This window comes from Streptomyces sp. NPDC058637 (assembly GCF_042717325.1).
GTDB lineage: Bacteria > Actinomycetota > Actinomycetes > Streptomycetales > Streptomycetaceae > Streptomyces.
In genome coordinates, this window is the sequence record NZ_JBHXRD010000035.1 from 1 (window position 1) to 23,859 (window position 23,859).

The 23,859-nt window shown below is 73.2% G+C and carries 25 protein-coding genes; 2 read left to right on the top strand and 23 right to left on the bottom strand.

Annotated elements, in window-relative coordinates:
* Positions 1-113: 113 nt before the first annotated feature.
* The 11 genes from lgt to hisI all read right to left on the bottom strand — a co-directional run bounded on the left by lgt (position 114) and on the right by hisI (position 8,949).
* The gene (gene lgt, locus ACFWVP_RS28475) at positions 114-1,073 is read right to left on the bottom strand and encodes a prolipoprotein diacylglyceryl transferase (protein WP_384500830.1); all 960 of its coding nucleotides are present in this window, start codon (positions 1,071-1,073) and stop codon (positions 114-116) included.
* Positions 1,074-1,146: 73 nt separating this feature from the next.
* Entirely contained in the window at positions 1,147-1,968 is an 822-nt protein-coding gene (locus tag ACFWVP_RS28480) for a DsbA family protein (protein ID WP_384500831.1), read from the bottom strand.
* Between the two features lie 75 nt (positions 1,969-2,043).
* Positions 2,044-2,856 (bottom strand): tryptophan synthase subunit alpha, encoded by an 813-nt coding sequence (gene trpA / locus ACFWVP_RS28485; RefSeq protein ID WP_384500832.1) that lies wholly within the window; start codon positions 2,854-2,856, stop codon positions 2,044-2,046.
* Complete coding sequence (trpB, locus tag ACFWVP_RS28490; protein WP_384500833.1) at positions 2,853-4,091, bottom strand: tryptophan synthase subunit beta; 1,239 nt, start codon at positions 4,089-4,091, stop codon at positions 2,853-2,855. The genes trpA and trpB overlap by 4 nt, the downstream gene beginning before the upstream one ends.
* A gap of 145 nt (positions 4,092-4,236) precedes the next feature.
* The gene (trpM, locus tag ACFWVP_RS28495; protein WP_384500834.1) at positions 4,237-4,506 is read right to left on the bottom strand and encodes a tryptophan biosynthesis modulator TrpM; all 270 of its coding nucleotides are present in this window, start codon (positions 4,504-4,506) and stop codon (positions 4,237-4,239) included.
* A gap of 7 nt (positions 4,507-4,513) precedes the next feature.
* Positions 4,514-5,323: an indole-3-glycerol phosphate synthase TrpC gene (gene trpC, locus ACFWVP_RS28500; RefSeq protein ID WP_384500835.1), complete on the bottom strand. Its 810-nt coding sequence runs from the start codon at positions 5,321-5,323 to the stop codon at positions 4,514-4,516.
* A 115-nt stretch (positions 5,324-5,438) separates the two neighbouring features.
* Positions 5,439-5,957 (bottom strand): DUF2752 domain-containing protein, encoded by a 519-nt coding sequence (locus tag ACFWVP_RS28505; RefSeq protein WP_384500836.1) that lies wholly within the window; start codon positions 5,955-5,957, stop codon positions 5,439-5,441.
* An 83-nt stretch (positions 5,958-6,040) separates the two neighbouring features.
* Positions 6,041-6,295 (bottom strand): HGxxPAAW family protein, encoded by a 255-nt coding sequence (locus tag ACFWVP_RS28510; RefSeq protein ID WP_384500837.1) that lies wholly within the window; start codon positions 6,293-6,295, stop codon positions 6,041-6,043.
* Positions 6,296-6,389: 94 nt separating this feature from the next.
* Positions 6,390-7,049 (bottom strand): TIGR02234 family membrane protein, encoded by a 660-nt coding sequence (locus ACFWVP_RS28515; RefSeq protein WP_384500838.1) that lies wholly within the window; start codon positions 7,047-7,049, stop codon positions 6,390-6,392.
* A 14-nt stretch (positions 7,050-7,063) separates the two neighbouring features.
* On the bottom strand, positions 7,064-8,557 hold the full coding sequence (locus ACFWVP_RS28520) for an anthranilate synthase component I (protein WP_384500839.1): 1,494 nt from the start codon (positions 8,555-8,557) through the stop codon (positions 7,064-7,066).
* A gap of 11 nt (positions 8,558-8,568) precedes the next feature.
* Entirely contained in the window at positions 8,569-8,949 is a 381-nt protein-coding gene (gene hisI / locus ACFWVP_RS28525) for a phosphoribosyl-AMP cyclohydrolase (protein ID WP_384500840.1), read from the bottom strand.
* Positions 8,950-9,034: 85 nt separating this feature from the next.
* On the opposite strand from hisI, the gene ACFWVP_RS28530 reads away from it, so the two are divergent.
* Positions 9,035-9,667 carry a TIGR03085 family metal-binding protein gene (locus ACFWVP_RS28530; protein ID WP_384500841.1) on the top strand — a complete coding sequence of 211 codons (633 nt, stop codon included), beginning with the start codon at positions 9,035-9,037 and terminating at the stop codon, positions 9,665-9,667.
* A 38-nt stretch (positions 9,668-9,705) separates the two neighbouring features.
* Here ACFWVP_RS28530 and ACFWVP_RS28535 read toward each other — a convergent pair whose 3' ends face one another.
* From ACFWVP_RS28535 to ACFWVP_RS28545, 3 genes are all read right to left on the bottom strand, one after another.
* Positions 9,706-11,304: a cation acetate symporter gene (locus ACFWVP_RS28535; RefSeq protein WP_384500842.1), complete on the bottom strand. Its 1,599-nt coding sequence runs from the start codon at positions 11,302-11,304 to the stop codon at positions 9,706-9,708.
* 207 nt (positions 11,305-11,511) lie between these two features.
* Complete coding sequence (locus tag ACFWVP_RS28540) at positions 11,512-12,867, bottom strand: helix-turn-helix domain-containing protein (RefSeq protein ID WP_384500843.1); 1,356 nt, start codon at positions 12,865-12,867, stop codon at positions 11,512-11,514.
* A gap of 201 nt (positions 12,868-13,068) precedes the next feature.
* On the bottom strand, positions 13,069-15,819 hold the full coding sequence (locus tag ACFWVP_RS28545; RefSeq protein WP_384500844.1) for a LuxR C-terminal-related transcriptional regulator: 2,751 nt from the start codon (positions 15,817-15,819) through the stop codon (positions 13,069-13,071).
* Positions 15,820-15,979: 160 nt separating this feature from the next.
* Here ACFWVP_RS28545 and ACFWVP_RS28550 point away from each other — a divergent pair, with 160 nt between their 5' ends.
* Positions 15,980-16,780, top strand: a complete 801-nt coding sequence (locus ACFWVP_RS28550; RefSeq protein ID WP_384500845.1) for an alpha/beta fold hydrolase — start codon at positions 15,980-15,982, stop codon at positions 16,778-16,780.
* 84 nt (positions 16,781-16,864) lie between these two features.
* Here the strand turns inward: ACFWVP_RS28550 and ACFWVP_RS28555 are convergent, their stop codons facing one another.
* The 9 genes from ACFWVP_RS28555 to hisD all read right to left on the bottom strand — a co-directional run bounded on the left by ACFWVP_RS28555 (position 16,865) and on the right by hisD (position 23,710).
* Positions 16,865-17,746 carry an alpha/beta hydrolase family protein gene (locus ACFWVP_RS28555; RefSeq protein ID WP_384500900.1) on the bottom strand — a complete coding sequence of 294 codons (882 nt, stop codon included), beginning with the start codon at positions 17,744-17,746 and terminating at the stop codon, positions 16,865-16,867.
* A 233-nt stretch (positions 17,747-17,979) separates the two neighbouring features.
* The gene (gene hisF / locus ACFWVP_RS28560) at positions 17,980-18,735 is read right to left on the bottom strand and encodes an imidazole glycerol phosphate synthase subunit HisF (RefSeq protein ID WP_384500846.1); all 756 of its coding nucleotides are present in this window, start codon (positions 18,733-18,735) and stop codon (positions 17,980-17,982) included.
* Positions 18,732-19,130, bottom strand: a complete 399-nt coding sequence (locus tag ACFWVP_RS28565; RefSeq protein WP_384500847.1) for a RidA family protein — start codon at positions 19,128-19,130, stop codon at positions 18,732-18,734. Before ACFWVP_RS28565 ends, hisF begins: the two co-directional genes overlap by 4 nt.
* Positions 19,127-19,852 carry a bifunctional 1-(5-phosphoribosyl)-5-((5-phosphoribosylamino)methylideneamino)imidazole-4-carboxamide isomerase/phosphoribosylanthranilate isomerase PriA gene (gene priA / locus ACFWVP_RS28570; RefSeq protein ID WP_384500848.1) on the bottom strand — a complete coding sequence of 242 codons (726 nt, stop codon included), beginning with the start codon at positions 19,850-19,852 and terminating at the stop codon, positions 19,127-19,129. Before priA ends, ACFWVP_RS28565 begins: the two co-directional genes overlap by 4 nt.
* Positions 19,852-20,493, bottom strand: a complete 642-nt coding sequence (gene hisH / locus ACFWVP_RS28575) for an imidazole glycerol phosphate synthase subunit HisH (RefSeq protein WP_384500849.1) — start codon at positions 20,491-20,493, stop codon at positions 19,852-19,854. Before hisH ends, priA begins: the two co-directional genes overlap by 1 nt.
* Before the next feature lie 10 nt (positions 20,494-20,503).
* A complete protein-coding gene (locus tag ACFWVP_RS28580) occupies positions 20,504-20,671 on the bottom strand; it encodes a hypothetical protein (RefSeq protein WP_326697023.1) in 168 nt (55 codons plus the stop codon).
* Positions 20,668-21,261 (bottom strand): imidazoleglycerol-phosphate dehydratase HisB, encoded by a 594-nt coding sequence (gene hisB / locus ACFWVP_RS28585; RefSeq protein ID WP_099176212.1) that lies wholly within the window; start codon positions 21,259-21,261, stop codon positions 20,668-20,670. The genes ACFWVP_RS28580 and hisB overlap by 4 nt, the downstream gene beginning before the upstream one ends.
* The gene (locus ACFWVP_RS28590; protein ID WP_384500850.1) at positions 21,258-22,391 is read right to left on the bottom strand and encodes a histidinol-phosphate transaminase; all 1,134 of its coding nucleotides are present in this window, start codon (positions 22,389-22,391) and stop codon (positions 21,258-21,260) included. Before ACFWVP_RS28590 ends, hisB begins: the two co-directional genes overlap by 4 nt.
* Positions 22,388-23,710 carry a histidinol dehydrogenase gene (gene hisD / locus ACFWVP_RS28595; RefSeq protein ID WP_384500851.1) on the bottom strand — a complete coding sequence of 441 codons (1,323 nt, stop codon included), beginning with the start codon at positions 23,708-23,710 and terminating at the stop codon, positions 22,388-22,390. The genes ACFWVP_RS28590 and hisD overlap by 4 nt, the downstream gene beginning before the upstream one ends.
* Positions 23,711-23,859 lie beyond the last annotated feature (149 nt).

Genomic DNA, 23,859 nt, shown 5'->3' on the forward strand with positions numbered 1-23,859 from the left:
TCGGTCCTGCCCGACGCGCCCCCGGGCGGCGACCCCGGAGGCCCCTCGTTCGTGGCTCAGGCAGCGGGGCCGCCGGACCTCGCGGTCGGGGGGGCCCGGTGCGTGCGGGTGGGTCAGCTCTTGTCGGCCTTCTGCGGGGCCTCGTCGCCCTCCGGCGCCTTCGCCTCCGCGCCGCCGCCGTCCTGGGCGGCGGCCGTCGCCCCGGCGTCGTCCTTGCCGGACTCGCCGTCCTCGTCCGCCTCGCCCTTGGCCAGGTCCTCGGCGGCGGGCTCGACGATCTCCTCGCGCCCCGGGCGCACCCTCGCCGAGATCACGATGTACGTCACCGCCAGCACGAAGACGATGATCGCCGTCCACACGTTGAGCCGCAGGCCCAGCACGTGGTGCGCCTCGTCGACCCGCATGTACTCGATCCACGCGCGGCCCGCGCAGTACGCCGCGACGTACAGCGCGAACGCCCGGCCGTGGCCGAGCTTGAAGCGGCGGTCCGCCCAGATGACCAGGGCCGCGACACCGAGGCACCACAGCGACTCGTACAGGAACGTCGGGTGGTAGGTGCCCGCCACCCGGTTCGCGCCCTCGCTGATCTCCAGGGCCCACGGCACATCCGTCGGCTTGCCGTACAGCTCCTGGTTGAACCAGTTGCCCCAGCGGCCGATCGCCTGGGCGATGGCGATGCCGGGTGCCAGGGCGTCGGCCCAGGCGGGCAGCGGGATCCCGCGGCGGCGGCAGCCGATCCAGGCACCGACCGCGCCGAGCGCGATCGCGCCCCAGATACCGAGGCCGCCCTCCCAGATCTTGAAGGCGTCCACCCAGTTCTCACCGTCGCTGAAGTACAGCTGGTAGTCGGTGATCACGTGGTAGAGCCTGCCGCCGACGAGGCCGAAGGGCACGGCCCAGACGGCGACGTCGGCAACGGTGCCGGCTCTGCCGCCCCTGGCGATCCAGCGCTTGTTGCCGAACCAGACGGCGACGAAGACACCGATGATGATGCAGAACGCGTAGCCGCGGAGCGGGATCGGGCCGAGCTCGATCACGCCGGTCGACGGGCTGGGAATGAAGGCAAGGTTCATGACGGGGTCGACGCTACCCTGCCGGACGGGACGTGCGGCAAGCCGTCCGACAACTTCTGGATAACGAGGCGCCTCATGAGGAGGGCGTCACCCCCGTCGTGGCCGGTTTCTTGCCCTTGTTGGCCTCGGCCACCCACTTCTTGAGGTTCGCGACGGAGATCTCCTCGTCGCCCTTCTTCGGGAAGATCGACTCGCCGTTGAGCAGCGCGGTCGGAGTCCCCTCGAAGCCACCCTCACCGAAGGCCGTGTCGGACTTCTCGACCCAGCTGTCGTGCGTGCCGTCCTCGACGCAGCCGCGGAAGGCGGGCGTGTCCAGGCCGTCCACCGAGCCCGCCAGCTCGATCAGCTTGCCGTTGTCGGCGAAGGCGTCGTCCGACTCGGCGGGCTGATTGCGGTAGAGCACGTCGTGGTACGCGGCGAACTTGCCGGCGTCCTGGGCGCAGGCCGCCGCGTTGGCCGCCCGCAGCGATCCGCTGCCGCCGAGGTTTCCGTCGATGATGGTGGCCAGGTGGTAGTCCACCTTGATCTGGCCGCTGTCCGCGAGCTCCGCGATCGTGTCCCGGAAGGCGTCCTCGAACTGGGCGCAGACCGGGCAGCGGAAGTCCTCCCAGATCGTGAGCGTGGACGGCGCGTCGTCCGCCCCGACCTGGAGGGTGAGGCTGTCCTCGCCGGTCGCGCCGGACGGGGTGACCACGGGGCCCGCCTGGCTGTCGGCATCGTCCTTGCCCGCGTTGGCGGCGATCAGACCGACAACGGCGGCCAGCGCCAGCACCCCTACCACGGCGGTCGCGACGATCAGCGTGCGCCTGCGGCGCTCCCGCGCACGGTCCAGCTCACGCTGTTGTTCGAGCCGGTCGCGTGCGGCTCTCTTTCGCTCATGGTTCTTGTCGCTCACACCGCGCAAACGAACCGGGGAGGCACGTCAGCGCCTCCCCGGTTCCAGGTTCACCCGTACGTGTGCGGACCGAGGTCAGCGCTTTCGAACACTCTCGGCGAGCCCGGCGGCCAGCTCACGGACGGCGACGAGACCTGCGGCCTCGTCCGGCGCGTCCAGCATCCGCTTGACGAAGGCCGAGCCGACGATCACCCCGTCCGCGAAGGCCGCGACCTGCCGGGCGTGCTCGGGGGTGGACACGCCGATGCCGACGCAGACCGGCAGGTCGGTGGTGGCGCGGGTGCGCCGCACCAGGTCCTGGGCCTGCTCGCCGACCGACTCGCGGGTGCCGGTGACTCCCATCAACGAGGAGGCGTACACGAAGCCGGAGCCGGCCGCCGTGATGGCGGCGAGACGCGCGTCCTGGCTGCTCGGCGCGACGACGAAGACGGTGGCGAGACCGTGCTTCTCGGCGTGCTCGCGCCACAGTCCGGACTCCTGGACCGGCAGGTCGGGCAGGATGCACCCGGCGCCGCCCGCGTCGGCGAGCTCGGCGGTGAAGCGTTCCACCCCGTAGCGGTCGATCGGGTTCCAGTACGTCATGACCAGGACGGGGACACCGGTGGCCTCGTACGCCTCGCGGACCGTGCGCATGATGTCGGCGATCCGGACGCCGCCGCGCAGCGCGATGTCGTCGGCGGTCTGGATGACCGGCCCGTCGAGCACCGGGTCGCTGTGCGGGAGGCCCACCTCGACGACGTCGGCGCCGCCCGCGACGACCGCCTTGACCGCCTCGATGCCGCCGTCGACGGTCGGGAAGCCGCCGGGCAGGTAGGCGATGAGCGCGGCCCTGTCCTCGGCCGACGCCTTAGCCAGCGTCGACTCAAGAAGCTCTCGGTTGCCGCTCACTTCTCCCCCTCCTGGTCGTACAGGCCGAAGTACCGTGCGGCCGTGTCCATGTCCTTGTCACCACGGCCGGACAGGTTGATCAGGATCAGCCCGTCCTTGCCCAGCTCCTGCCCGACCTCCAGGGCCCCGGCCAGCGCGTGCGCGCTCTCGATGGCCGGGATGATCCCCTCGGTGCGGGACAGCAGGCGCAGCGCCTGCATGGCGGCGTCGTCCGTCACCGCGCGGTATTCGCCGCGGCCGACGTCCTTGAGGTAGGCGTGCTCCGGGCCGATGCCCGGGTAGTCCAGGCCCGCCGAGATGGAGTACGGCTCGGTGATCTGGCCCTCGTCGTCCTGGAGGACGTACGACCGGGAGCCGTGCAGGATCCCGGGCTCGCCCGCGGTCAGCGTCGCCGCGTGCTCGCCGGTCTCCACGCCGTGTCCGGCGGGCTCGCAGCCGATCAGCCGGACGCCCGCGTCCGGGATGAAGGCGTGGAAGAGGCCGATGGCGTTGGAACCGCCGCCGACGCAGGCGATCGCGGCGTCCGGCAGCCGGCCGGTGCGCTCCAGGATCTGGCGGCGGGCCTCGACACCGATGACCCGGTGGAAGTCGCGGACCATCGCCGGGAACGGATGCGGTCCGGCGACCGTGCCGAAGAGGTAGTGCGTGCGGTCCACGTTGGCGACCCAGTCGCGGAACGCCTCGTTGATGGCGTCCTTGAGCGTCCTGGAGCCGGACTTCACGGCGATGACCTCGGCCCCGAGCATCCGCATCCGCGCCACGTTCAGCGCCTGCCGCTCGGTGTCGACCTCACCCATGTAGATGGTGCACTCGAGCCCGAAGAGGGCGCAGGCGGTCGCCGTGGCGACACCGTGCTGGCCGGCTCCGGTCTCGGCGATGACCCGGGTCTTGCCCATGCGCTTGGTGAGCAGCGCCTGCCCCAGGACGTTGTTGATCTTGTGCGAGCCGGTGTGGTTCAGGTCCTCGCGCTTGAGAAAGACCCGGGCGCCTCCGGCGTGCTCGGCGAAGCGCGGGATCTCGGTCAGGGCGCTGGGCCTGCCCGTGTAGTCGACCATGAGCGCGTTGAGCTCGGCGGCGAACGCCGGGTCGGCCTTGGCCTTGTCGTACTCGACGGCGACCTCGTCCACGGCGGCGACCAGCGCCTCCGGGATGAACTTGCCACCGAACGCGCCGAAATACCCCTCGGCGCTGGGGATCAGACCCTCGGGGTCCGGAATGAAGAAGTCGGACGACATGCGGCGTACTCCTCGACCTTGCAACGGGTGGTTTCACCGTATGCGCCGTGAGCGGAGTGCCGCACCGGCCGGTGGGTCGGTGCGGTGGGCCGTGCGGCTCCCCCGCGCGAGGTGCGCGGGAGGGGAGGGCGACGGCCGGGGTTCGCTACGGCGCGGACCCCGTGCGCCATCGCATGCCGTTGACCTGTCCCGGCTCGTCGCCGATCACGTACCGGACGCGTCGGCCGAGCACCCGCCGGGCGGGGGCGCGGCAGCCGCGGTGCCAGAACGGCGGCGCGCAGCGCCTCGGCCGGGGGTGGTCGCGCGGGACGTCCGGGCGGCAGCCGGGCGGCAGCGGCAGGACGCGCGGGTCCCGGGCCGTCGCCCCGGCGGGGCGCAGGCCCGGCCGGACGCGGGGCGCGGGACGGCCGTGCACGGTGCGGTCAGCCCCGTCCGTGCCGGAGCGCCGGGTGGGCGCCCGCGGCGACCAGGTCGGCGACGGCGGACCGGGGGTCGCGGCCGGTGACCAGGGACTCGCCGACGAGCACCGCGTCGGCGCCGGCGTTGGCGTAGGCGATGAGGTCGTGCGGGCCGCGGACGCCGGACTCGGCGACCTTGACGATGTGGTCGGGGATCTCGGGGGCGACGCGTTCGAAGGTGGAACGGTCGACCTTGAGGTCCTTCAGGTTGCGCGCGTTGACACCGATGATCTTCGCTCCGGCGTCCACGGCGCGCTCCGCCTCCTCCTCGTCGTGCGCCTCGACGAGCGGCGTGAGGCCGATCGACTCGGCGCGCTCGATCAGGGAGACCAGGGCCTCCTGGTCGAGGGCGGCGACGATCAGCAGGGCGAGGTCGGCGCCGTAGGCCCGTGCCTCCCACAGCTGGTACGAGGTGACGATGAAGTCCTTGCGCAGGATCGGGATGTCGACCTTGGCGCGGACGGCCTCCAGGTCGGCGAGCGAACCGCCGAAGCGGCGCTGTTCGGTGAGGACCGAGATGACGGACGCGCCGCCGGCCTCGTAGTCGGCGGCGAGTGCGGCAGGGTCGGCGATCGCGGCCAGGGCCCCCTTGGAGGGGCTGGAGCGCTTGACCTCGCAGATGACGGTCACGCCCTCGCCGCGCAGGGCGGCGACTCCGTCCTTGGCCTGGGGAGCGCGCGCCGCGCGTTCCTTGAGCTCGTCGAGGCTGACACGCGTCTGCCGCTCCGCGAGGTCGGCGCGAACGCCATCGATGATCTCGTCGAGCACACTCACGCGAGCGGCCCCCTTCCGGAACGGTGATGAGGGAACAGGATCAGCCGTCTCGATGGTATCCGCAGGAGGCCGTGGTGCCCGCATCCGGTGACGCCACGTCCCACTACCTGGGCAGTCACGGAGCCAGCCCTGACCCGAACGGCAGATTCCGGACGACCGAGAAGGCCAGCAGCAGGGCGCCCAGACCCCACAGGCCGACGGGTCCGAGACCGATGCGCAGGGGCTGCCCCCGGCTCGCGCGGACCGTCCAGAGCAGCCACACGGCCGCGAAGGCGAGGTAGCCGACGACCGCCAGGGCGTTGGCGCCCAGCGCCGCGACGAGGTCGCCGTGGGCGAAGGCGTGGGCGCTGCGCAGCCCTCCGCAGCCGGGGCAGAACACCCCGGTGAACCGGAGCAGGGGACAGACCGGGTAGTGACCGGGTTCGTTGGGGTCGACGGCGGCCACGTAGCCGAAGGCTCCGACGACGACGGCCATGACCCCGACGGGCGTGGCGAGCCGCCGCAGCCGGGAGGCCGGTGCGGGCGCCGGGGGGAACGCGGGGCCGTGACCGGCCGGGGGCGCCGGGGCGGCCCCTCCGGGCTCGGCGGGTACGGGGGCCGGGCCCGGGGCGGCGGGAGATGCTGAAGCGTCCACCCGCCGATTGTCCCCGCTGACGCGGAAAGGCGCAGCCCGGTCCGGGCTGCGCCTCGCGTCGTGTTCCTGGGGCGGTACTCCGCTCAGGAGGAGGAGATCTGCGCCTGCCCGGCGCGGGCCCTGGCCGCGGCCAGCTCGGCCGACTCCTTCGGCATGCCGAGTCCGGCGACCTTCATGGCGAGACCGACGACCCCGCCGAGGAGGGTGACGGCGATACCGGCCCAGAAGCCGAGCGGGTTCGCCGCGACCATGAAGAGGCCTGCGACGCAGAAGCCGATGAACGAGATGATGACACCGGTCCAGGCGGCCGGGGTGTGTCCGTGGCTGCTGCCCGCCATGAGTTGCTCCTCGTTGGTGTTGCGCTGAAGGTATCGCTGTACAGAAAGCTCGGTGCCATTGTCCCGTACGTGCCGTGGGACCCGAGCCTGGGGGTCATGCCTCGCGCGTCGGGTCCTCGCCGCGGTCCAGTGCCTTCCACAGGTCCTCGGGCCGGTCGGGGTCCGGGGCGGTGCCGGTGGCCTTGCGGGGGCTGGGGGTGCCGTCGCGCTCGTACCGTCCGGACATGGCGGGCCAGCGGCTGCCGTAGCGCAGGGCGAGCAGCCCGGCGAGCAGGATCAGCAGTCCGCCGGCGGCCGTGACGTACGGCCACGCGGTGTGGCTGAGGGCCTGGATGGTGGCCGAGGTGTCGCCCGTGGTCCGCGCGGCCTTCTCGTCGAGTGCCTGGCTGTCCGACGCTCCGGCGAAGGCGCTCAGTCCGGCGCCGAGGCCGCTGAGGGCCAGCAGTCCGGCGACGAGCGTCCGGCCGTTGCGGCGGACGGCGAAGACGGCGACGAGGGCGGCCAGGCCGACGACGGCGAGGGCGGCCGGGAGGCCGGTGACGTCCTGGCCGTCCGCGGTCAGCGCCAGGGTGCCGCCGCCGACGGACGCCCTGCCCTCCGCCCAGGTCTGCCCGGAGGCGAGGAGTACGACGGTGGCGCCGGCGGCCCCGAGGAGCAGGCCGGCGCCCAGGCTGCGGCGGCTTCGCGCGCTGTCGGGCGCGGAGGCGGCACGGGCACGGGGCTGGGGTACGGGGACTGCGCTCACGTACTCCACTATCCCCTACCGCCTCAGTGGGACCGGAGCCGGTTGGCCGTATGGACGGCGCGCAGGACCGCGGCGGCCTTGTTGCGGCACTCGGTGTCCTCGCCCACGGGGTCGGAGTCGGCGACGACGCCCGCTCCGGCCTGGACGTAGGCGGTGCCGTCGCGGAGCAGGGCGGTCCGGATGGCGATGGCGGTGTCGGAGTCCCCGGCGAAGTCGAGGTAGCCGACGCAGCCGCCGTACAGGCCCCGGCGGGTGGGTTCGAGCTCCTCGATGATCTGCATGGCGCGTGGCTTGGGGGCGCCGGAGAGGGTGCCAGCGGGGAAGCACGCGGTGAGGACGTCGAAGGCGCTGCGGCCCTCGGCGACGCGTCCTGTGACGGTGGACACGATGTGCATCACGTGCGAGTACCGCTCGACGGACATGAAGTCGACGACCTCGACGCTGCCGGGTTCGCAGACCCGTCCGAGGTCGTTGCGCCCGAGGTCGACGAGCATCAGGTGCTCGGCGCGCTCCTTCGGGTCGGCGAGGAGCTCGTCGGCGAGCGCCTGGTCCTCCTGCGGGGTGGCGCCGCGGTGCCGGGTCCCGGCGATCGGGTGGACCATGGCCCGGCCGTCCTCGACCTTGACGAGCGCTTCCGGGCTGGAGCCGACGACGTCGAAGCCGTCCAGGCGCAGGAGGTACATGTACGGCGACGGGTTGGTGGCGCGCAGTACCCGGTAGACGTCCAACGCGGTTGCGGTGCAAGGGGTTTCGAAGCGCTGGGAGGGCACCACCTGGAAGGCCTCGCCGGCCCTGATGCGCTCCTTGATGTCGTCGACGGCGTCCTGGTAGGCCGGGCCGCCCCACAGGGCGGTGTACGGCGGGAGCTCGGAGGGCGGCAGGACGGCGGGGGCGTTCTCCACGGGCCTGGACAGGTCCCGCTCCATGGCGTCGAGCCGGGCGACCGCGTCCGCGTGGGCCTCGTCGACGCCGGTGTCCAGGTCGTTGTGGTTGATCGCGTTGGCGATCAGCAGGACCGTGCCGTCCCCGTGGTCGAGCACGGCGAGGTCCGAGGTGAGCAGCATCGTCAGCTCGGGGAGCTTCAGGTCGTCGCCGCCGTGCTCGGTGATCTTCTCCAGGCGGCGCACGACGTCGTACCCGAGGTAGCCGACCATGCCTCCGGTGAACGGCGGCAGGCCTTCGCCGCCGACCAGGTCGCGCGGGGTGTGCAGGGCCTCGACGGTGGCGCGCAGGGCCTGCAGGGGGTCCCCGTCGAGGGGGACGCCGACGGGCGGGGTGCCGATCCAGTGGGCCTGTCCGTCGACGGCGGTGAGGGTGGCGGAGCTGCGTACCCCGATGAAGGAGTAGCGGGACCAGGTCCGGCCGTTCTCCGCGGATTCGAGGAGGAAGGTGCCGGTGCGCTCGGCCGCGAGCTTGCGGTAGAGCCCGACCGGGGTGTCACCGTCCGCGAGGAGCCGGCGGCTGACGGGGATGACGCGCCGGTCGGCGGCGAGCTTGCGGAAGGTCTCGAGATCCATGGCGGCTGACCTTACTGGGGCGCGGGGAGCGGGAGGACGTCTGCGTCGAAGCAGGTGCGGTCGCCGGTGTGGCAGGCGGCACCGGTCTGGTCCACCTTCACCAGGACCGTGTCGGCGTCGCAGTCCAGGGCGACGGACACGACCTTCTGGATGTGGCCGGACGTGTCGCCCTTGGCCCAGTACTCCTGGCGGCTGCGGGACCAGTAGGTGCAGCGGCCCGTGGTGAGGGTGCGGTGCAGCGCCTCGTCGTCCATCCAGCCGAGCATGAGCACCTCGCCGGTGTCGTACTGCTGCGCGATGGCCGGGACCAGTCCGTCGGGGCCGCGCTTGAGGCGGGCGGCGACGGCCGGGTCGAGGTTGCTGGCGGGCGTGGTGCCGGGCGTGCTGGTCATGCGCCCCATTGTGCCGCGCCGGGCGGGGCCGTCCGGGTGCGCGTCCACTGGGCGGACCGTGGGCGCCGGTCGTACGCTGGCGGGCATGTCGACCCATGCGAAGCGTGAACGTCTCCTGCTCGCCGACCTGTTGGAAGCGGCGGGTCCTGAGGCACCGACCCTGTGCAACGGCTGGAAGACCCGTGATCTGGCCGCCCATGTCGTGGTGCGCGAGCGCCGTGCGGACGCCGCGGGCGGAATTGTCCTGGGTGTGCTGAAGAACCGGCTGGAGCGGGTGCAGGCCGAATTCGCCGCGAAGCCGTACGAGGAGCTGATCCAGCTCATCCGTACGGGTCCGCCGCGGATGTCACCCTTCGGGCTGAAGCAGCTGGACGAGGCGGCCAACACGGTCGAGTTCTACATCCACGCGGAGGACGTGCGCCGGGCGCAGCCCGACTGGTCCCGGCGGGAGCTGGACCCGGTCTTCGCCGATGTGCTGTGGTCCCGTACCGAGAAGACGGCCCGGATGCTGGGCCGCCGGGCCCCGGTCGGTGTGGTCCTGCGCCGTCCCGACGGCCAGACGGTGGTCGCCCACAAGGGCACCCCGGTGGTGACGGTCACCGGGGAGCCGGGTGAGCTGCTGCTGTTCTCGGCGGGCAGGCAGGACGCGGCGCAGGTGGAGCTGGACGGCGACAAGGACGCGCTGGCCCGGCTGCGTACGGCGGAGCTCGGCCTGTAGGGGTTTGTCCGCGGGGGCCGCGACGCCTCGGCCGCCGTTCAGGCGTCGCCGGCCGCTCCGACGGGTGCCCGGCGGGCGCGGTGGCGGGGGCGGTCCCGCGGTGTGTCCCGACCGGGTCTCGATCCCAGCAGGCCCAGGAGGAACCCGGCGGGAATCGTGACCAGGCCGGGGGTCTGGAGCGGGAACACGGCGAAGTCCCACTCGGGGAAGAGCGCGACCGGGGTGCCGGAGAACGCCGGCGACAGGATCATCAGGACCGCGATCAGCGGCAGCGTTCCGTATACGGTCCACCGCACCCCGCGGGCGTTGAAGCCCGGCCGGAAGAGGGCGTACAGCAGGACGGGCGGCAGGATCGAGGCCGCGGCGGCGAACGAGAGGGAGAGCAGCACCTGGGGGTTACGGTCGTGGGTGTACGCCGAGAGGAGCACCGCGAGCGCCCCGATCGCCAGGACCGCCCAGCGGGCCCGGCGGATCTCCCTGCCGGAGGCCTTTCCGGCTCCCTGGGCGCCGGACTTCGCCGCGAAGTCGCGGGCCAGGGACGAGGCGGCGGCCAGTGTGATCCCGGCCACCGCGGCCAGGGTGGTGGCGAAGGCGGCGCAGGCCACGAGCGCGAAGAGCGGGCTGTCCCGCGGTCCGGAGGCGCCCGGGTCCAGGGCGCCGGTCACCATCAGCAGCGCGGTGCCGCCGGCCGGGTCCGCGGCGCGCAGCAGGTCCCGTCCGATGAGGGCGGAGGCGCCGAGTCCGACGATGACGATGCCGGTGCACAGGAGGGCGACCGGGGCCACGGCCCAGACCCCGGCCCGGCGTGCGGTCAGGGCGTCGCGTATCGGGTGCAGGCGCATCGTGATGTGCGGCATGCAGGCGGCGCCGAGGACGAGGGTGAGCTGGAAGCCGACCAGGTCGAGGCCGCCCGCGAGCCCGTGGCCGAACTGCAGCCCGGGCAGCGCGTAGTCGCCGCCCGCCCCGCTGCCCGCCCGGGCGGCGTCGAAGAGGGCGAAGGGTGACCAGTCGAAGCGGGCGAGGACGAGTCCGGCGAGCAGGGTGACGGCGGCCAGCACCACGGCGACCTTGAGGATCTGGATGAAGCCGGTCCCGCGCATGCCGCCGAACGCCGAGTAGCAGACCATCAGCGCGCCGCTGGCGACCGTGCAGCCGGTGAGCGCCCCGTCGGGGAGGCCGAACATGGCGGTCATGACGTGCCCGGCGGTGGTCAGCTGGACGAGCAGGAGCGGGGCGAGGACCACGAGGGTGGCGACGCCCAGCGCCCGGCGTACGGAGCCGTCCCCGAGCCGGTCCGCGAGAAAGTCGCCGAGGGTGAACACGCCCTGGCGGCGCAGCCGTTCGGCGAAGACGCGCATGACAAGGACCAGCGAGGCGACGGTGGCCAGGGCGAACAGGATGCCGTCGAATCCGGCGAGTGCCACCGATCCGGTGGTGGACAGGAGGGTGGCCGCGGACACGTAGTCACCGGCGATGGCGAGCCCGCCGCCGACGGGGCCGAGTGAGGCGCCGCCCGCGTAGAAGTGCTCCGGGTCGTCCTGGTCCGCCGCGGCCAGGCCGCACAGCAGCAGGGACACGGCGACGAAGCCGAGGAAGATGACCACGGCCAGGGACCGTCCGTCGATCGCGCCGCTCACCGGGTTCGCTCCGCCGGTCCGGCCGTACAAGGGGCAGCTGATGGCATGCGGGCCAGGGCATCAGGCGGGGCGGGTGGGGTACAGGGGGCGGGGCGCGGGCGCGGCGCCCGTACAGTCGTCGCGGCCCGGATGTGTGCGCGGGCACAACGCGGCTTCCTGGCCTGTGAGTTGTGCGGGCCGCCGGGCCGGGGCGGCGCCGCCCCGGCCTCAGCCGCCCAGCAGCCGGCGCGCCGCCAGCGCCAGTGACACCTCGACCGCGTCCGACGGGCGCGTCAGGCAGCGTCCCGTCAGCTGCTCGAACCGCCGCAGCCGGTTCAGCACCGTGTTGCGGTGGCAGTACAGCCGCGCGCCCGCCCGCTGCGCCGATCCGTCGGAGTCGAGCCAGGCGGTCAGTGTCTCGATGATCACGTCGCGGTCCGCCGGGTCGATCCGGTCGAGCGGGCCCAGGACCCGGTCGGCCAGCGCGGTGCCGAGGCCCGGTGAGGACACGACGAGGGCGGTCGGCAGGTGCTCGTCGAGCAGGACGGTGCCGCCGGACGCGGGGCAGGCCCGTAGCGCCGTCTCGGCGAGGCGCCGGGCGTCGCCGACCGAGGCGAGCCCGTCGACCACGGAGCTGATCCCCACACGGGTGCCCGGCGGCGCGGCCAGTTCCGCCGCCACGGCGGCGAGTTCGTCCTGCCCCGGGGTTCCGGGCGGCGTGCCGGTGGTGTCGGCGCCCGACTCCCCCTCGCCGGGGGCGCTCTCCTCGGCCGTCACGGGCACCGTGCCCAGCGGCAGGACGGCCAGTTCGACGTCGCCCCCGGTGTGCCAGAGCACGGGGGTGCCTTCGGGCAGGGTCAGCGGTGGCCGGTCGGTGCCGTGCGGGGCGCGGCGTGCGGTGGCGACCGCGAGCACCGCGTACCGCCCCTGCACGGGCAGCCCCAGCATCGCCGCGGCGTCGGGCAGGTCGGCGATCCGGGCGGTGCCGTCCAGCAGTGCCGCCGTCATCAGGCGCTGCTGGTTCTCGCGGCGCCAGGTGAGGCGCCGTTCGGCCTGCCGGTAGGCCTCGGCCACGACCCCGCAGTGCTCGTCGACGAAGTTCCAGACGTCCGCCGCGACATGGACGAGCAGCCGGATGTCCTCGGGGTACCGGCGGGCGGTCTCGTCGACCAGGTCCTGCCAGACCATCGCCCCGCCCACCCGGAAGGCGTGCATGACCGCGTCGAGCGGTACGCCCTGCTCGGCCCGGGTCTCGCCGATCCACCGGGAGGTGCGGTGGGCGGCGTCGCGGAATTCCCTGGGCTGGATCAGGGAGGCGACGTTGTGCCGCAGCGAGTGGTGGACCTCCTGCCAGATCTCGGTGGGCTCGGCCTCGATCGCGGCGCGGTAGGCGGGCTCCTGCTCCCTCAGCGCCTCGACGAGCCGGTCGGTGAGCTCCGGCAGCGAGTCGAGCAGCACGTGGGCCGCCCGGTGGAGCACGGCGACGGCCTCGCGGTCGGCCAGCGAGCGGAAGCGGTGCGGCAGCGGGGCGACGGGGGGCGGTCCGTGCAGCGCCCTGATCCGTGAACGTACGACCTGTGGCATGGCGGCCTCCACCGGGAATCGGCCGGCTCCGGATAGGCCGGCCCGGTGCGCGGCCGGCCCCGGCATTGGGCAGGTGCACACCGAATGATCCTGACGACCGCAGAATGGCATACCGCCCGGTCGGTACCTAGGGGTCTGCGTCGTTCTTCTCATCACGGTCCTGCAACCTCGCCGTAACAGCCGGTGTCACCAGGTGCCGGGTCAGTGGTCCAGCAGCCGTGCCAGCTCCGTCCGGGACCGGACTCCCAGGGCGGCGAATACGTTGCGCAGATGGTGGTCGACCGTCCGCGGGCTCACCGAGAGCCGCAGTGCCACCTCGCGGTTGGTGGCGCCCTCCGCCACGCAGCGGGCGATGCGCTGCTGCTGCGGGGTCAGCCCGGCCAGCGGTCCCGCGCCGGACCTGTCCGGCACGTCCACCGCCTCGCCGGCCGCCCGCAGCTCCCCGCCCGCCCGGTCCGCCCAGGCGCGGGCGGAGCAGCGTTCGAACGCGACGAGGGCGTCGCGCAGCGGGCCACGGGCCTCCCGGGTGCGCCGGCGGCGGCGCAGGGACTGGCCGTGGAGCAGCTGGGTGCGGGCGCGCTCGAAGTCGCCGCCCGCGCGCCCGTGGTGGGCGAGCGCCTCCTCGTAGTGGGCGGCGGCCTCCTGAGGAGGTGCCAGCAGGGCGCGGCAGCGGGCCAGTTGGGCGGGGGCCTGCGGGTCGGTGGTCCGGGCGGTCCACAGCGCGAACTCACCGACGGCCACCGCGAGTTCACCGGCCTCCTCGTCCGCGCGGCCGGACAGGACCACGGCCTCGACGTAGCAGGGCACGGCGAGCAGCCGGGTGGCGAAGTGCCCCGTCCCCGGGCCCGGCCTGACGAGCGGTCCGAGCCGGGCCGCCGCCTCTCCGGGCCGTCCGGCCGCCAGGTCCGCGCGGGCGACCGCCCAGGTGGCGAGCATGGCCGCCTGGGTCAGGCCGTGCGGCCCGGCGCCCGCCAGGGCGGCGTCGGCATGGGCGGCGCAGGCCTCGGCGGGCCCTTCCACGGAGGCGGCGAGCGCGAGTACGGCGTGCAGGTGGGTGGCGCCGTTGGGCTGCCCCGTGCGCCGGGCGGCGTGCAGTCCCTCCAGCGCGTGGGCGCGGGCCCGGGCGTGCTGCCCGGCGCGCAGTTCGGCGTAGGCGAGCTGCTCCAGGGCCTGCGGCAGCAGGGCGTCCGGCCCCCGGGTGCGTACGGCGGCGAGGGCGCGGGCCCCGGTACGGCAGGCCGCGTCCACCTCGCCGAGCACCAGGGCGGACACGCCCGCCCGCAGCAGCTCGCCCGGGTCCTCGGCGCGTTCTGCGGCGTCCAGGCAGCACCGCAGCAGCGCGTGGCCGCGTTCGGTGCGTCCGGCGAGCACGGCGCACATCCCGGCCCGGTACTGCGCCATGGGCCGGTCGGCCGCGGGGACGGGGATGCGGTTCATGGCGTCCAGGTAGGCGATGGCGTCCCCCATGTCCCAGGCGGCCTCCGCGGCGCCGAACAGGGCGTCCAGGGTGCGGCGCGGGTCGTGGGGGGCCAGCAGGGCCGCCGCGGTCAGGAGCGCTTCGCGGGCGTCGGCCGCCGGTCCGTCGCGCAGGGCGAGCATGCCGCGTACGTAGGGTGCGGCACCCCTGGCGAGGTCGGTGCCGACGCGGGCCAGCAGGGCGCGCGCCCGGCCGGCGTCCCCGGCCAGTCTGGCCTGGTCGGCGGCGGCGGTGAACCGGGCGGCGCGCGCGGCGTCGTCGGTGGAGAGCGCGGCGGCGCGGGCCAGCGCGGCCGACCGCTCGGCGTGCGGGTGCGGGGCGGCGGCCGCGGCCTCCAGCTGCCCGGCGAGCGCGGCGTCCGGGCCCGGCAGGGCGCAGGCCCGCTGGACGAGTGCGGGCAGCGGGGGCGCGCCGGGTCCGGCGAGGAGCGTGGCGAGGAGTTCGTGCACGGCCCGGCGGCGGCCGGGCGGTGCCCGGTGCAGGACCGCGCGGCGCAGCAGCGGGTGGCTGAAGTGCACCCGGCTGCCCGCCCGTTGGAGGGCGCCGGCGCTTCCCGCGGGCGCGAACAGCACCCGGTCGAGGTGTGCGGCGGTCAGCCCGGCGCGGGCGCCGGCCCGCAGCAGCAGGGCGGCGTCCGCGCCCGCGCCCTCCGGCTCGTGCTCCTCCGCCGCCGCGGCCAGCAGGAGGAGGGTGCGGGTGTCCGGGGAGAGCCCGTCGAGCTGTGCGGCGTGGGCGTCCAGGACGCTCTCGGCTCCGGGCAGCGGGCACGGCAGTGCGGTCCGCCCGGCCAGCTGGTCGGGGGTGAGGCGGCCTACGAGTCCGGCGAGCAGCCGTGGGTTCCCGGCCGCCTCGCGCACGAGTTCGTCGCGTACGACGGGGTCGACGTCGCCCGTGCCCTCGGCGAGGCGGTCCAGGAGCGCGGCCGACGCGTCGGGGTCGAGGGGGCCGAGGCGGAGCGCCGGCAGCCCGGCGAAGCAGGACTCGTCGGCGGCACCGATCACCATGGCGACCCGGCTGCCCGCGCCGAGTCTGCGGGCCGCGAAGCCGAGCGCGGCCCGCGAGTCGGGGTCCCAGGCGTGGGCGTCGTCCACGCAGACCAGCAGGGGCTGTTCGGCCCCCAGGCGGCGCAGCAGCGCGAGCAGGCCGCCCGGGGTGATGCCCGAGCGCAGCACCCGGTCGGGCGGGACGGGCAGCGGGCCGGGGGCGGAGCAGAGCAGGGCGTGCAGCCCGCTGTAGGGCAGCCGTTCCTCGGCGGGGGCCGCGGCGGCGTACAGCACCGGCCCCTCACGTCCCGCGCGGTAGTCGGCGGCGGTCTGTCGCAGGAGGGCTGTACGGCCGAGGCCGGGCGGTGAGGTCAGCACGAGCGCTCCGCCGTCCCCTGCCCGCAGCTGTCCCAGCAGGGAGCCCAGAATGGCGAGTTCACCGCTGCGGCCGTACAGCCGGAGCGGACTGTGCACGGTCGTCGATGGGGTCACACTCTCACGTTACTTCCGCGTAAACAGTGTCGGAAGGTTCGCGTCCGCTCCCCGTCCCGGGGCGGCCGGGTGCGGTGCGCGTTCCCAACAGAAGCCGGTACGGGCTGTGCGCGGGCACAGTCCGGCCCGGTCGCCCGCACGGCGCCCGTAACGTCGGTGCATGACTGATGAATTCCGTACACACGACGGTCTGACCCTTCGCTACCGGTCCTGGTCGCGCGACCCGGACGGTGCCCTGCCGCCGGTGGTGCTGTTGCACGGCTTCGCCGTCCATGCCCGGCTGAACTGGGAGGGCCCGGGAATCGTCGAGGCCCTGGTGGCGCGGGGCCGCAGGGTGTACGCCCTGGACGCGCGCGGTCACGGCGACTCGGACAAGCCGCACGACGACACGCTCTACGGGGAGGCGCTGATGGCCCGTGACGTGCGCCTGCTGATCGACCGCATAGCCGCGGACCGCGTGCATCTGGCCGGCTATTCCATGGGCGCCGTGGTGGCGCTGCTCGCGACGGCCGACGACTCCAGGATCAGCCGTCTGGTGGTCGGCGGGATCGGCGCGGGCGCGGTGGAGGTGGGCGGTCTGGACACCCGGGCGATGCCGCCGGAGCTGGTGTCGGCGGCGCTGACGGCGAAGGACGCGGCGGACGCCCCCGAACGGACACGCGGTTTCCGGGTGCTGGCCGACGCTTCGGGGGCGGACCGGCTGGCGCTGGCCGCGCAGATCCGTTCGGTGCACCGGGGCGCGCTTCCGCTGGACGGGATCAAGGTCCCCACGCTGGTGCTGGCCGGGGACAGCGACCCCTTGGCGGTACGCCCCCGGGTGCTGGCCGACGCGATCGCGGGGGCGGAACTGACCGTACTGCCGGGCGACCATCTGACGGTCGTACGCGACCCGGGGTTCGCCGAGTCCCTCACCAGGTTCCTGTCCGAGGACCGCGGTCCGGGGACCGGGACCGGCTACTGAGGTCCGGGGACCGGGACCGGTCCGCACGCCGAAGGGGCCGGACCGCGGTACGCGCGGTCCGGCCCCCTTTCCGTCCCCCCGTGGTTACGAGGTGTGCGGGCAGTTGCCCCTGTACTCCGCGATCGTCAGGCTGGTCGACGGCAGCGGGCAGAGGAACTGCTCGTAGCGGGTGTCGTTGTCGATGAAGCGCTTCAGCCACGAGATGCTGTACTTCGCGATCGTGGTGTTGGAGGAGTTCGGGGTGAAGTGGGAGGCCCCCCGCAGCTCCAGGTACGCCTTGTCCAGCGAGCTGGGCAGGGAGTTGTAGAAGGGCTTCGAGTGCGAGGCGACCGAGGCGACGGTGTCGCCGTCCGCGCCGACGATCAGGGTCGGGGTCTTCACCTCGGGCCAGGTCTTGTCGGTGTTCCAGCCGGTCAGCGGGATCGCCGCCTGCAGCGAGGGCCGGCTCTTCGCGGCTTCGAGGGTGCCGCCGCCGCCCATGGAGTGGCCCATCACGCCGAGCCGGGAGGAGTCGACCCGGCCGCGCACCGAGCTCTGCTGGGTGAGGTAGTCGAGTGCGGACAGCAGCTGGCGGCCGCGGCTGTCGGGCTGGTCCAGCGTGGTGTTGGTGTCGATGGTGAAGACGACGAAGCCCTGCGAGGCCAGACGCGGCCCGAGCCAGGCGATGCTGGACTCGTAGGCGGTGAAGCCGGGTGAGATGACGACCGCGCCGAAGGTGCCGTCGGCGGTGGACGTCGGGTAGTAGATCGTGCCGCCGCCGAAGCCACTGACACTCAGCGAGGACACGGACGTCTGGGACGTGGCGTACGAGCCGCGGCTCGCCTCGATACTCGAGTTGCTCGGCGCCGGACCGCGCTCGTACGGGTTGTCGGCGGCCTGGGCTCCGCCGGGTATCAGCGCCGTGACGAGACCGACGGCGGCGGCCGCGGCGGCGAGGCCGAACTTGACGGAGCGGCTCTTCGACATCCTGTGGCGGCGCGGGGAGGTGTCGCCGGAGGGGAGGTGCTGCACGAGGGGGGTCCTCTCGGTCGTGGCGGGCCACGACGCGGCAGCCGTCGGCCCCGTCGTCCTGGGGCCTTCGGGTGCACCGCGTGGGTATCGCCGTCATTCGTTGACGGTCGCCACTTTCGCGGTGCACCCCGTGCGCGCACATCGGCGAGATCGCCGGTCTTCTCGACCGGCCCTCTTCCGGGCCCGGGTCAGCGGACCGGGTGTCCGGCCTCCCGGAGAGCACCCTTGACCTCGGAGATCCGCAGGTCACCGAAGTGGAAGACGGACGCGGCGAGGACCGCGTCGGCGCCCGCCCCGACGGCCGGCGGGAAGTCCGCGAGCCGGCCCGCACCGCCGGAGGCGATGACGGGGACGGTGACGTGCGCCCGTACCGCCTTGATCATCTCGGTGTCGTAGCCGTCCTTCGTGCCGTCGGCGTCCATCGAGTTGAGGAGGATCTCGCCCGCGCCGAGTTCGGCGGCCCGGTGGGCCCACTCGACGGCGTCGATGCCGGTGCCCCTGCGGCCGCCGTGCGTCGTCACCTCGAAGGTGCCCTCCGGGGTACGGCGGGCGTCGACGGACAGCACGAGCACCTGGCGCCCGAAGCGTTCGGCGATCTCCCGGACCAGCTCGGGGCGGGCGATGGCCGCGGTGTTGACCCCGACCTTGTCGGCCCCGGCCCGCAGCAGCTTGTCCACGTCGTCGGTGGTGCGGACCCCGCCGCCGACGGTGAGCGGGATGAAGACCTGCTCGGCGGTGCGGCGCACCACGTCGTACGTCGTCTCGCGGTCGCCGCTGGAGGCGGTGATGTCCAGGAAGGTCAGCTCGTCGGCACCCTCGGCGTCGTACAGCTTGGCCATCTCCACGGGGTCGCCCGCGTCGCGCAGGTTCTGGAAGTTGACGCCCTTGACGACACGGCCGTTGTCGACGTCCAGGCACGGGATGACCCGTACGGCGAGGGTCATCGCTCACCTGCCCGGAAGGCCTCGACCTCGACCTCGACGACCAGGCTGGGGTCGACGAAGCCGGACACGATGATCATGGAGGCGGCGGGGCGGACGTCGTCGAACAGCTCCTTGTGGGCGCGGCCCACCTCGTCGACGTCCCGGGCGTGCGTGATGTACATCCGGGTGCGGACGACGTCTTCGCGGCCGAGCCCGGCCTGCTTCAGGGCGTCGAAGGCGACCTGGAAGGAGGTGACGGTCTGCTCGTACGGACTGCCCGCGGAGATCTGGCCGTTGACCAGGGAGGTGCAGCCGGAGACCAGGACCTGACCGCTGGGGAGCTCCACCGCGCGGGAGTAGCCGAATCTCTCCTCCCACGGGGCGCCGGAGGAGATGCGGCGTACGGAGTCCGTCATGCGGAGACCGCCTTCAGTGCCTCCTCCAGGGTGAACGCCTCGGCGTACAGCGCCTTGCCGACGATGGCGCCCTCGACGCCTTCCGGGACCAGCAGGGAGATCGCGCGGAGGTCGGCCAGGGAGGAGACGCCGCCGGAGGCGACGACGGGCTTGTCGGTGGCGGCGCAGACGTCGCGCAGGAGGGCCAGGTTGGGGCCCTCGAGCGTGCCGTCCTTGGCGATGTCGGTGACGACGTAGCGGGCGCAGCCCTCGGAGTCGAGGCGGGCGAGCGTCTCGTAGAGGTCGCCGCCGTCGCGGGTCCAGCCTCGGCCGCGCAGCGTGGTGCCGCGGACGTCGAGGCCGACCGCGATCTTGTCGCCGTGCTCGGCGATGACCTTGGCGACCCACTCGGGGGTCTCCAGGGCCGCGGTGCCGAGGTTGACGCGACGGCAGCCCGTGGCGAGGGCGGCGGCGAGCGAGGCGTCGTCGCGGATGCCGCCGGAGAGCTCGACCTTGATGTCCATGGCACCGGCCACTTCGGCGATCAGCGCGCGGTTGTCACCGGTGCCGAAGGCGGCGTCCAGGTCGACGAGGTGCAGCCACTCGGCACCGGCGCGCTGCCAGGCGAGGGCCGCTTCCAGCGGGGAGCCGTAGGAGGTCTCGGAGCCGGACTCGCCGTGGACGAGGCGTACGGCCTGGCCGTCGCGGACGTCGACGGCGGGGAGCAGTTCAAGCTTCGGCATTACAGCGTCTCGATCCAGTTGGTCAGCAGCTGGGCGCCGGCATCGCCGGACTTCTCGGGGTGGAACTGGGTGGCCCACAGCGCGCCGTTCTCCACGGCGGCCACGAACCGCTCTCCGTGTGTGGCCCAAGTGACCTTGGGGGCACGGATCTTGGCGTTGGTCACTTCGAGGGACCAGTCGTGCGCCGCGTAGGAGTGCACGAAGTAGTAGCGGGCCTCGGGGTCGAGTCCGGCGAAGAGCTGGGAGCCCTCGGGGGATTCGACGGTGTTCCAGCCCATGTGCGGGACGATGTCGGCCTTGAGCGGGCCGACGGTTCCGGGCCACTCGTCGAGGCCCTCGGTCTCGACACCGTGCTCGATGCCGCGCTCGAAGAGGATCTGCATGCCGACGCAGATGCCCATGACGGGCCGGCCGCCGGACAGCCTGCGGCCGATGATCCATTCGCCGCGTGCCTGCTTCAGGCCTTCCATGCAGGCCGAGAAGGCTCCTACGCCGGGGACGAGCAGCCCGTCGGCGTTCATCGCCGTGTCGAAGTCGCGGGTGATCTCCACGTCCGCGCCGACGTGGGCGAGGGCCCGCTCGGCGGAACGCACGTTGCCGAAGCCGTAGTCGAAGACGACGACCTTCTTGGTGTTGCTCACAGTCCTGCCCTCAGTCCCAGATTCCCTGGATCCGCATGACGCCTGCGACCAGGCACATCACGGATCCGATCCCGAGAAGCACGACGACGCCCTTGGGCAGGCCCTGCTTCCAGAAGGAGTAGACGCCGCCGGCCAGGAAGAGGCCGACGACGATGAGCACGGTGTTGAGGCCGGTCACAGGGCGCCCTTCGTGGACGGAAGGATCCCGGCCGCGCGCGGGTCGTGCTCGCTGGCGTAGCGCAGGGCGCGGGCCAGGGCCTTGAACTGGCACTCCACGATGTGGTGGGCGTTGCGGCCGTACGGGACGTGGACGTGCAGGGCGATCTGCGCCTGGGCGACGAAGGACTCCAGGATGTGCCGGGTCATCGTCGTGTCGTACTCGCCGATCATCGGCGCCATCTTCTCGGGCTCGGTGTGCACCAGGTACGGGCGGCCGGAGAGGTCGACGGTGACCTGGGCGAGCGACTCGTCCAGCGGGACGGTGCAGTTGCCGAAGCGGTAGATGCCGACCTTGTCGCCGAGTGCCTGCCTGAAGGCGGCGCCGAGCGCGAGGGCGGTGTCCTCGATCGTGTGGTGCGAGTCGATGTGCAGGTCGCCCTCGGTCTTGACCGTGAGGTCGAAGAGGCCGTGGCGGCCGAGCTGGTCGAGCATGTGGTCGTAGAAGCCGACCCCGGTCGCGACATCGACCTTGCCGGTCCCGTCGAGGTTGATCTCGACGAGTACGGAGGTCTCCTTGGTGGTCCGTTCCACCCTGCCTACGCGGCTCATGCGTCGTGCTCCTTCTTCAGTTCGCGCACCGCATCGAGGAACGCGTCGTTCTCTGCCGGGGTTCCCGCGGAGACCCGCAGCCACCCCGGTACGCCGTTGTCCCGGACCAGGACGCCCCGGTCGAGGATCTGCTGCCAGGCGGTGCGGCTGTCGGCGAAGCGGCCGAACTGGACGAAGTTGGCGTCCGAGTCGGTCACGGCGAAGCCGAGCTCCCGCAGCCCGTCGACCAGCCGGTCGCGCTCGCTCTTGAGCTGCGCGACATATCCCAGCAGCGTATCGGTGTGCTCCAGGGCGGCGAGCGCGGTGGCCTGGGTGACGGAGGACAGGTGGTACGGCAGGCGCACCAGCTGGACCGCGTCGACGACCGCCGGAGCGGCGGCGAGGTAGCCCAGGCGCAGGCCCGCGGCGCCGAACGCCTTGGACATGGTGCGCGAGAGCACCAGGTTCGGCCGGCCCTCGATCAGGGGGAGCAGCGAGGGGTGGTGGCTGAATTCGCCGTACGCCTCGTCGATGACGACCATCGAGGGGCGGGCGGCCTGGGCGGCGTCGTACAGGGCGAGGACGGTGTCCGCGTCGACGGCGGTACCGGTGGGGTTGTTGGGCGAGGTGATGAAGACCACCTCGGGGCGGTGCTCGGCGACGGCCTTCTTCGCGGCCTCCACGTCGATGGTGAAGTCCTCGTTGCGCGGCCCGGAGATCCAGCCGGTGCCGGTGCCGCGGGCGATGAGGGCGTGCATCGAGTACGAGGGCTCGAAGCCGATCGCGGTGCGCCCGGGGCCGCCGAAGGTCTGCAGCAGCTGCTGCAGCACCTCGTTGGAACCGTTGGCCGCCCAGACGTTGGCGCGTCCGACCTCGTGCCCGGCGGTGCGGGTGAGGTAGCGGGCCAGCTCGGTGCGGAGCTCCACGGCGTCGCGGTCGGGGTAGCGGTTGAGGTTGCGCGCGGCTTCCCGGACCCGTTCGGCGATGCGGTCGACGAGCGCGTCGGGCAGCGGGTACGGATTCTCGTTGGTGTTCAGCCGGACCGGTACGTCGAGCTGGGGCGCCCCGTACGGGGACTGGCCGCGCAGCTCGTCACGGATGGGGAGCTCGTCCCAGGCGTTGCTGTCGTTCGTCACACTTGTGTTCGTCACGCTTGCGGAACCTTCCAGCCGAACCTGGCCTTGAGCGCGGCACCGTGGGCGGGGAGGTCCTCCGCCTCGGCGAGGGTCACCACGTGGTGGGTGACCTCGGCGAGCGCGTCGCGCGAGTAGTCGACGATGTGGATGCCGCGCAGGAAGGACTGCACGGACAGGCCCGAGGAGTGGCAGGCGCAGCCGCCGGTGGGCAGGACGTGGTTGGAGCCGGCGCAGTAGTCGCCGAGGGAGACGGGCGACCAGGGGCCGACGAAGACCGCGCCGGCGTTGCGGACCCGGCCGGCGACGGCGGCGGCGTTCTCGGTCTGGATCTCCAGGTGTTCCGCGGCGTAGGCGTCGACGACCTTGAGGCCGTCCTCCAGGTCGTTGACCAGGACGATCGCGGACTGGCGGCCGGCGAGTGCGGGCTCGATCCGATCGGTGACGTGCTTGGTCGCGGCGACCTGCGGCCTCAGCTCCGCCTCGGTGGCGGCGGCCAGCTCCTCGGAGTCGGTGACGAGGACGGCGGCGGCCATCGGGTCGTGCTCGGCCTGGCTGATCAGGTCGGCGGCGACGTGCACCGGGTCGGCGCTCGCGTCGGCGAGGATCGCGATCTCGGTGGGTCCGGCCTCGGCGTCGATGCCGATGCGGCCCTTGAGGAGGCGCTTGGCGGCGGCGACGTAGATGTTGCCGGGTCCGGTGACGAGGTTCACGGGCAGACAGTCCTCGGTGCCGTACGCGAACATCGCGATGGCCTGGGAGCCGCCGGCGGCGTACACCTCGTCGACGCCGAGGAGGGCGCAGGCGGCGAGGATCGTGGGGTGCGGCAGCCCGCCGAACTCCTTCTGGGGCGGGGAGGCGACGGCGATGCCCTCGACTCCGGCCTCCTGGGCGGGGACGACGTTCATGACGACGGAGGAGGGGTAGACCGAGCGTCCGCCGGGGACGTACAGCCCGACGCGCTCGACGGGCACCCACTTCTCGGTGACCGTGCCGCCGGGGACGACCTGGGTGGTGTGCGTGGTGCGGCGCTGCTCGCGGTGGACGAGACGGGCGCGGCGGATCGACTCCTCCAGGGCGGCGCGCACGGCGGGGTCGAGCGTCTCCAGCGCCGCGGTGATCGCGCCGGCCGGGACCCGGATCGCGTCGATGCGGACGCCGTCGAGTTTCTCCCCCCACTCGATCACTGCCGCGGAGCCACGATGGCGTACGTCCTCGCAGATGGGCCGCACCGTCTCCAGGGCGGCTTCCACGTCGAACTCGGCACGGGGCAGCAGGTCGCGCAGGTCGCCGCCCTCGGGGAGGGCGGTGCCGCGCAGATCGATTCGAGAGATCACGTCCCAATTCTCTCAGACCGGTTCCGGCGCCCGGTCGTCCGTATCACTGGCTGATATATCTCCCGGCTGTCACTGCTGACCGTTAGCGTTCACGCCGTCACACAGCGGGAAGAACGGTTGTACGAGCGCGGACGATCCGCGCAGGCGGA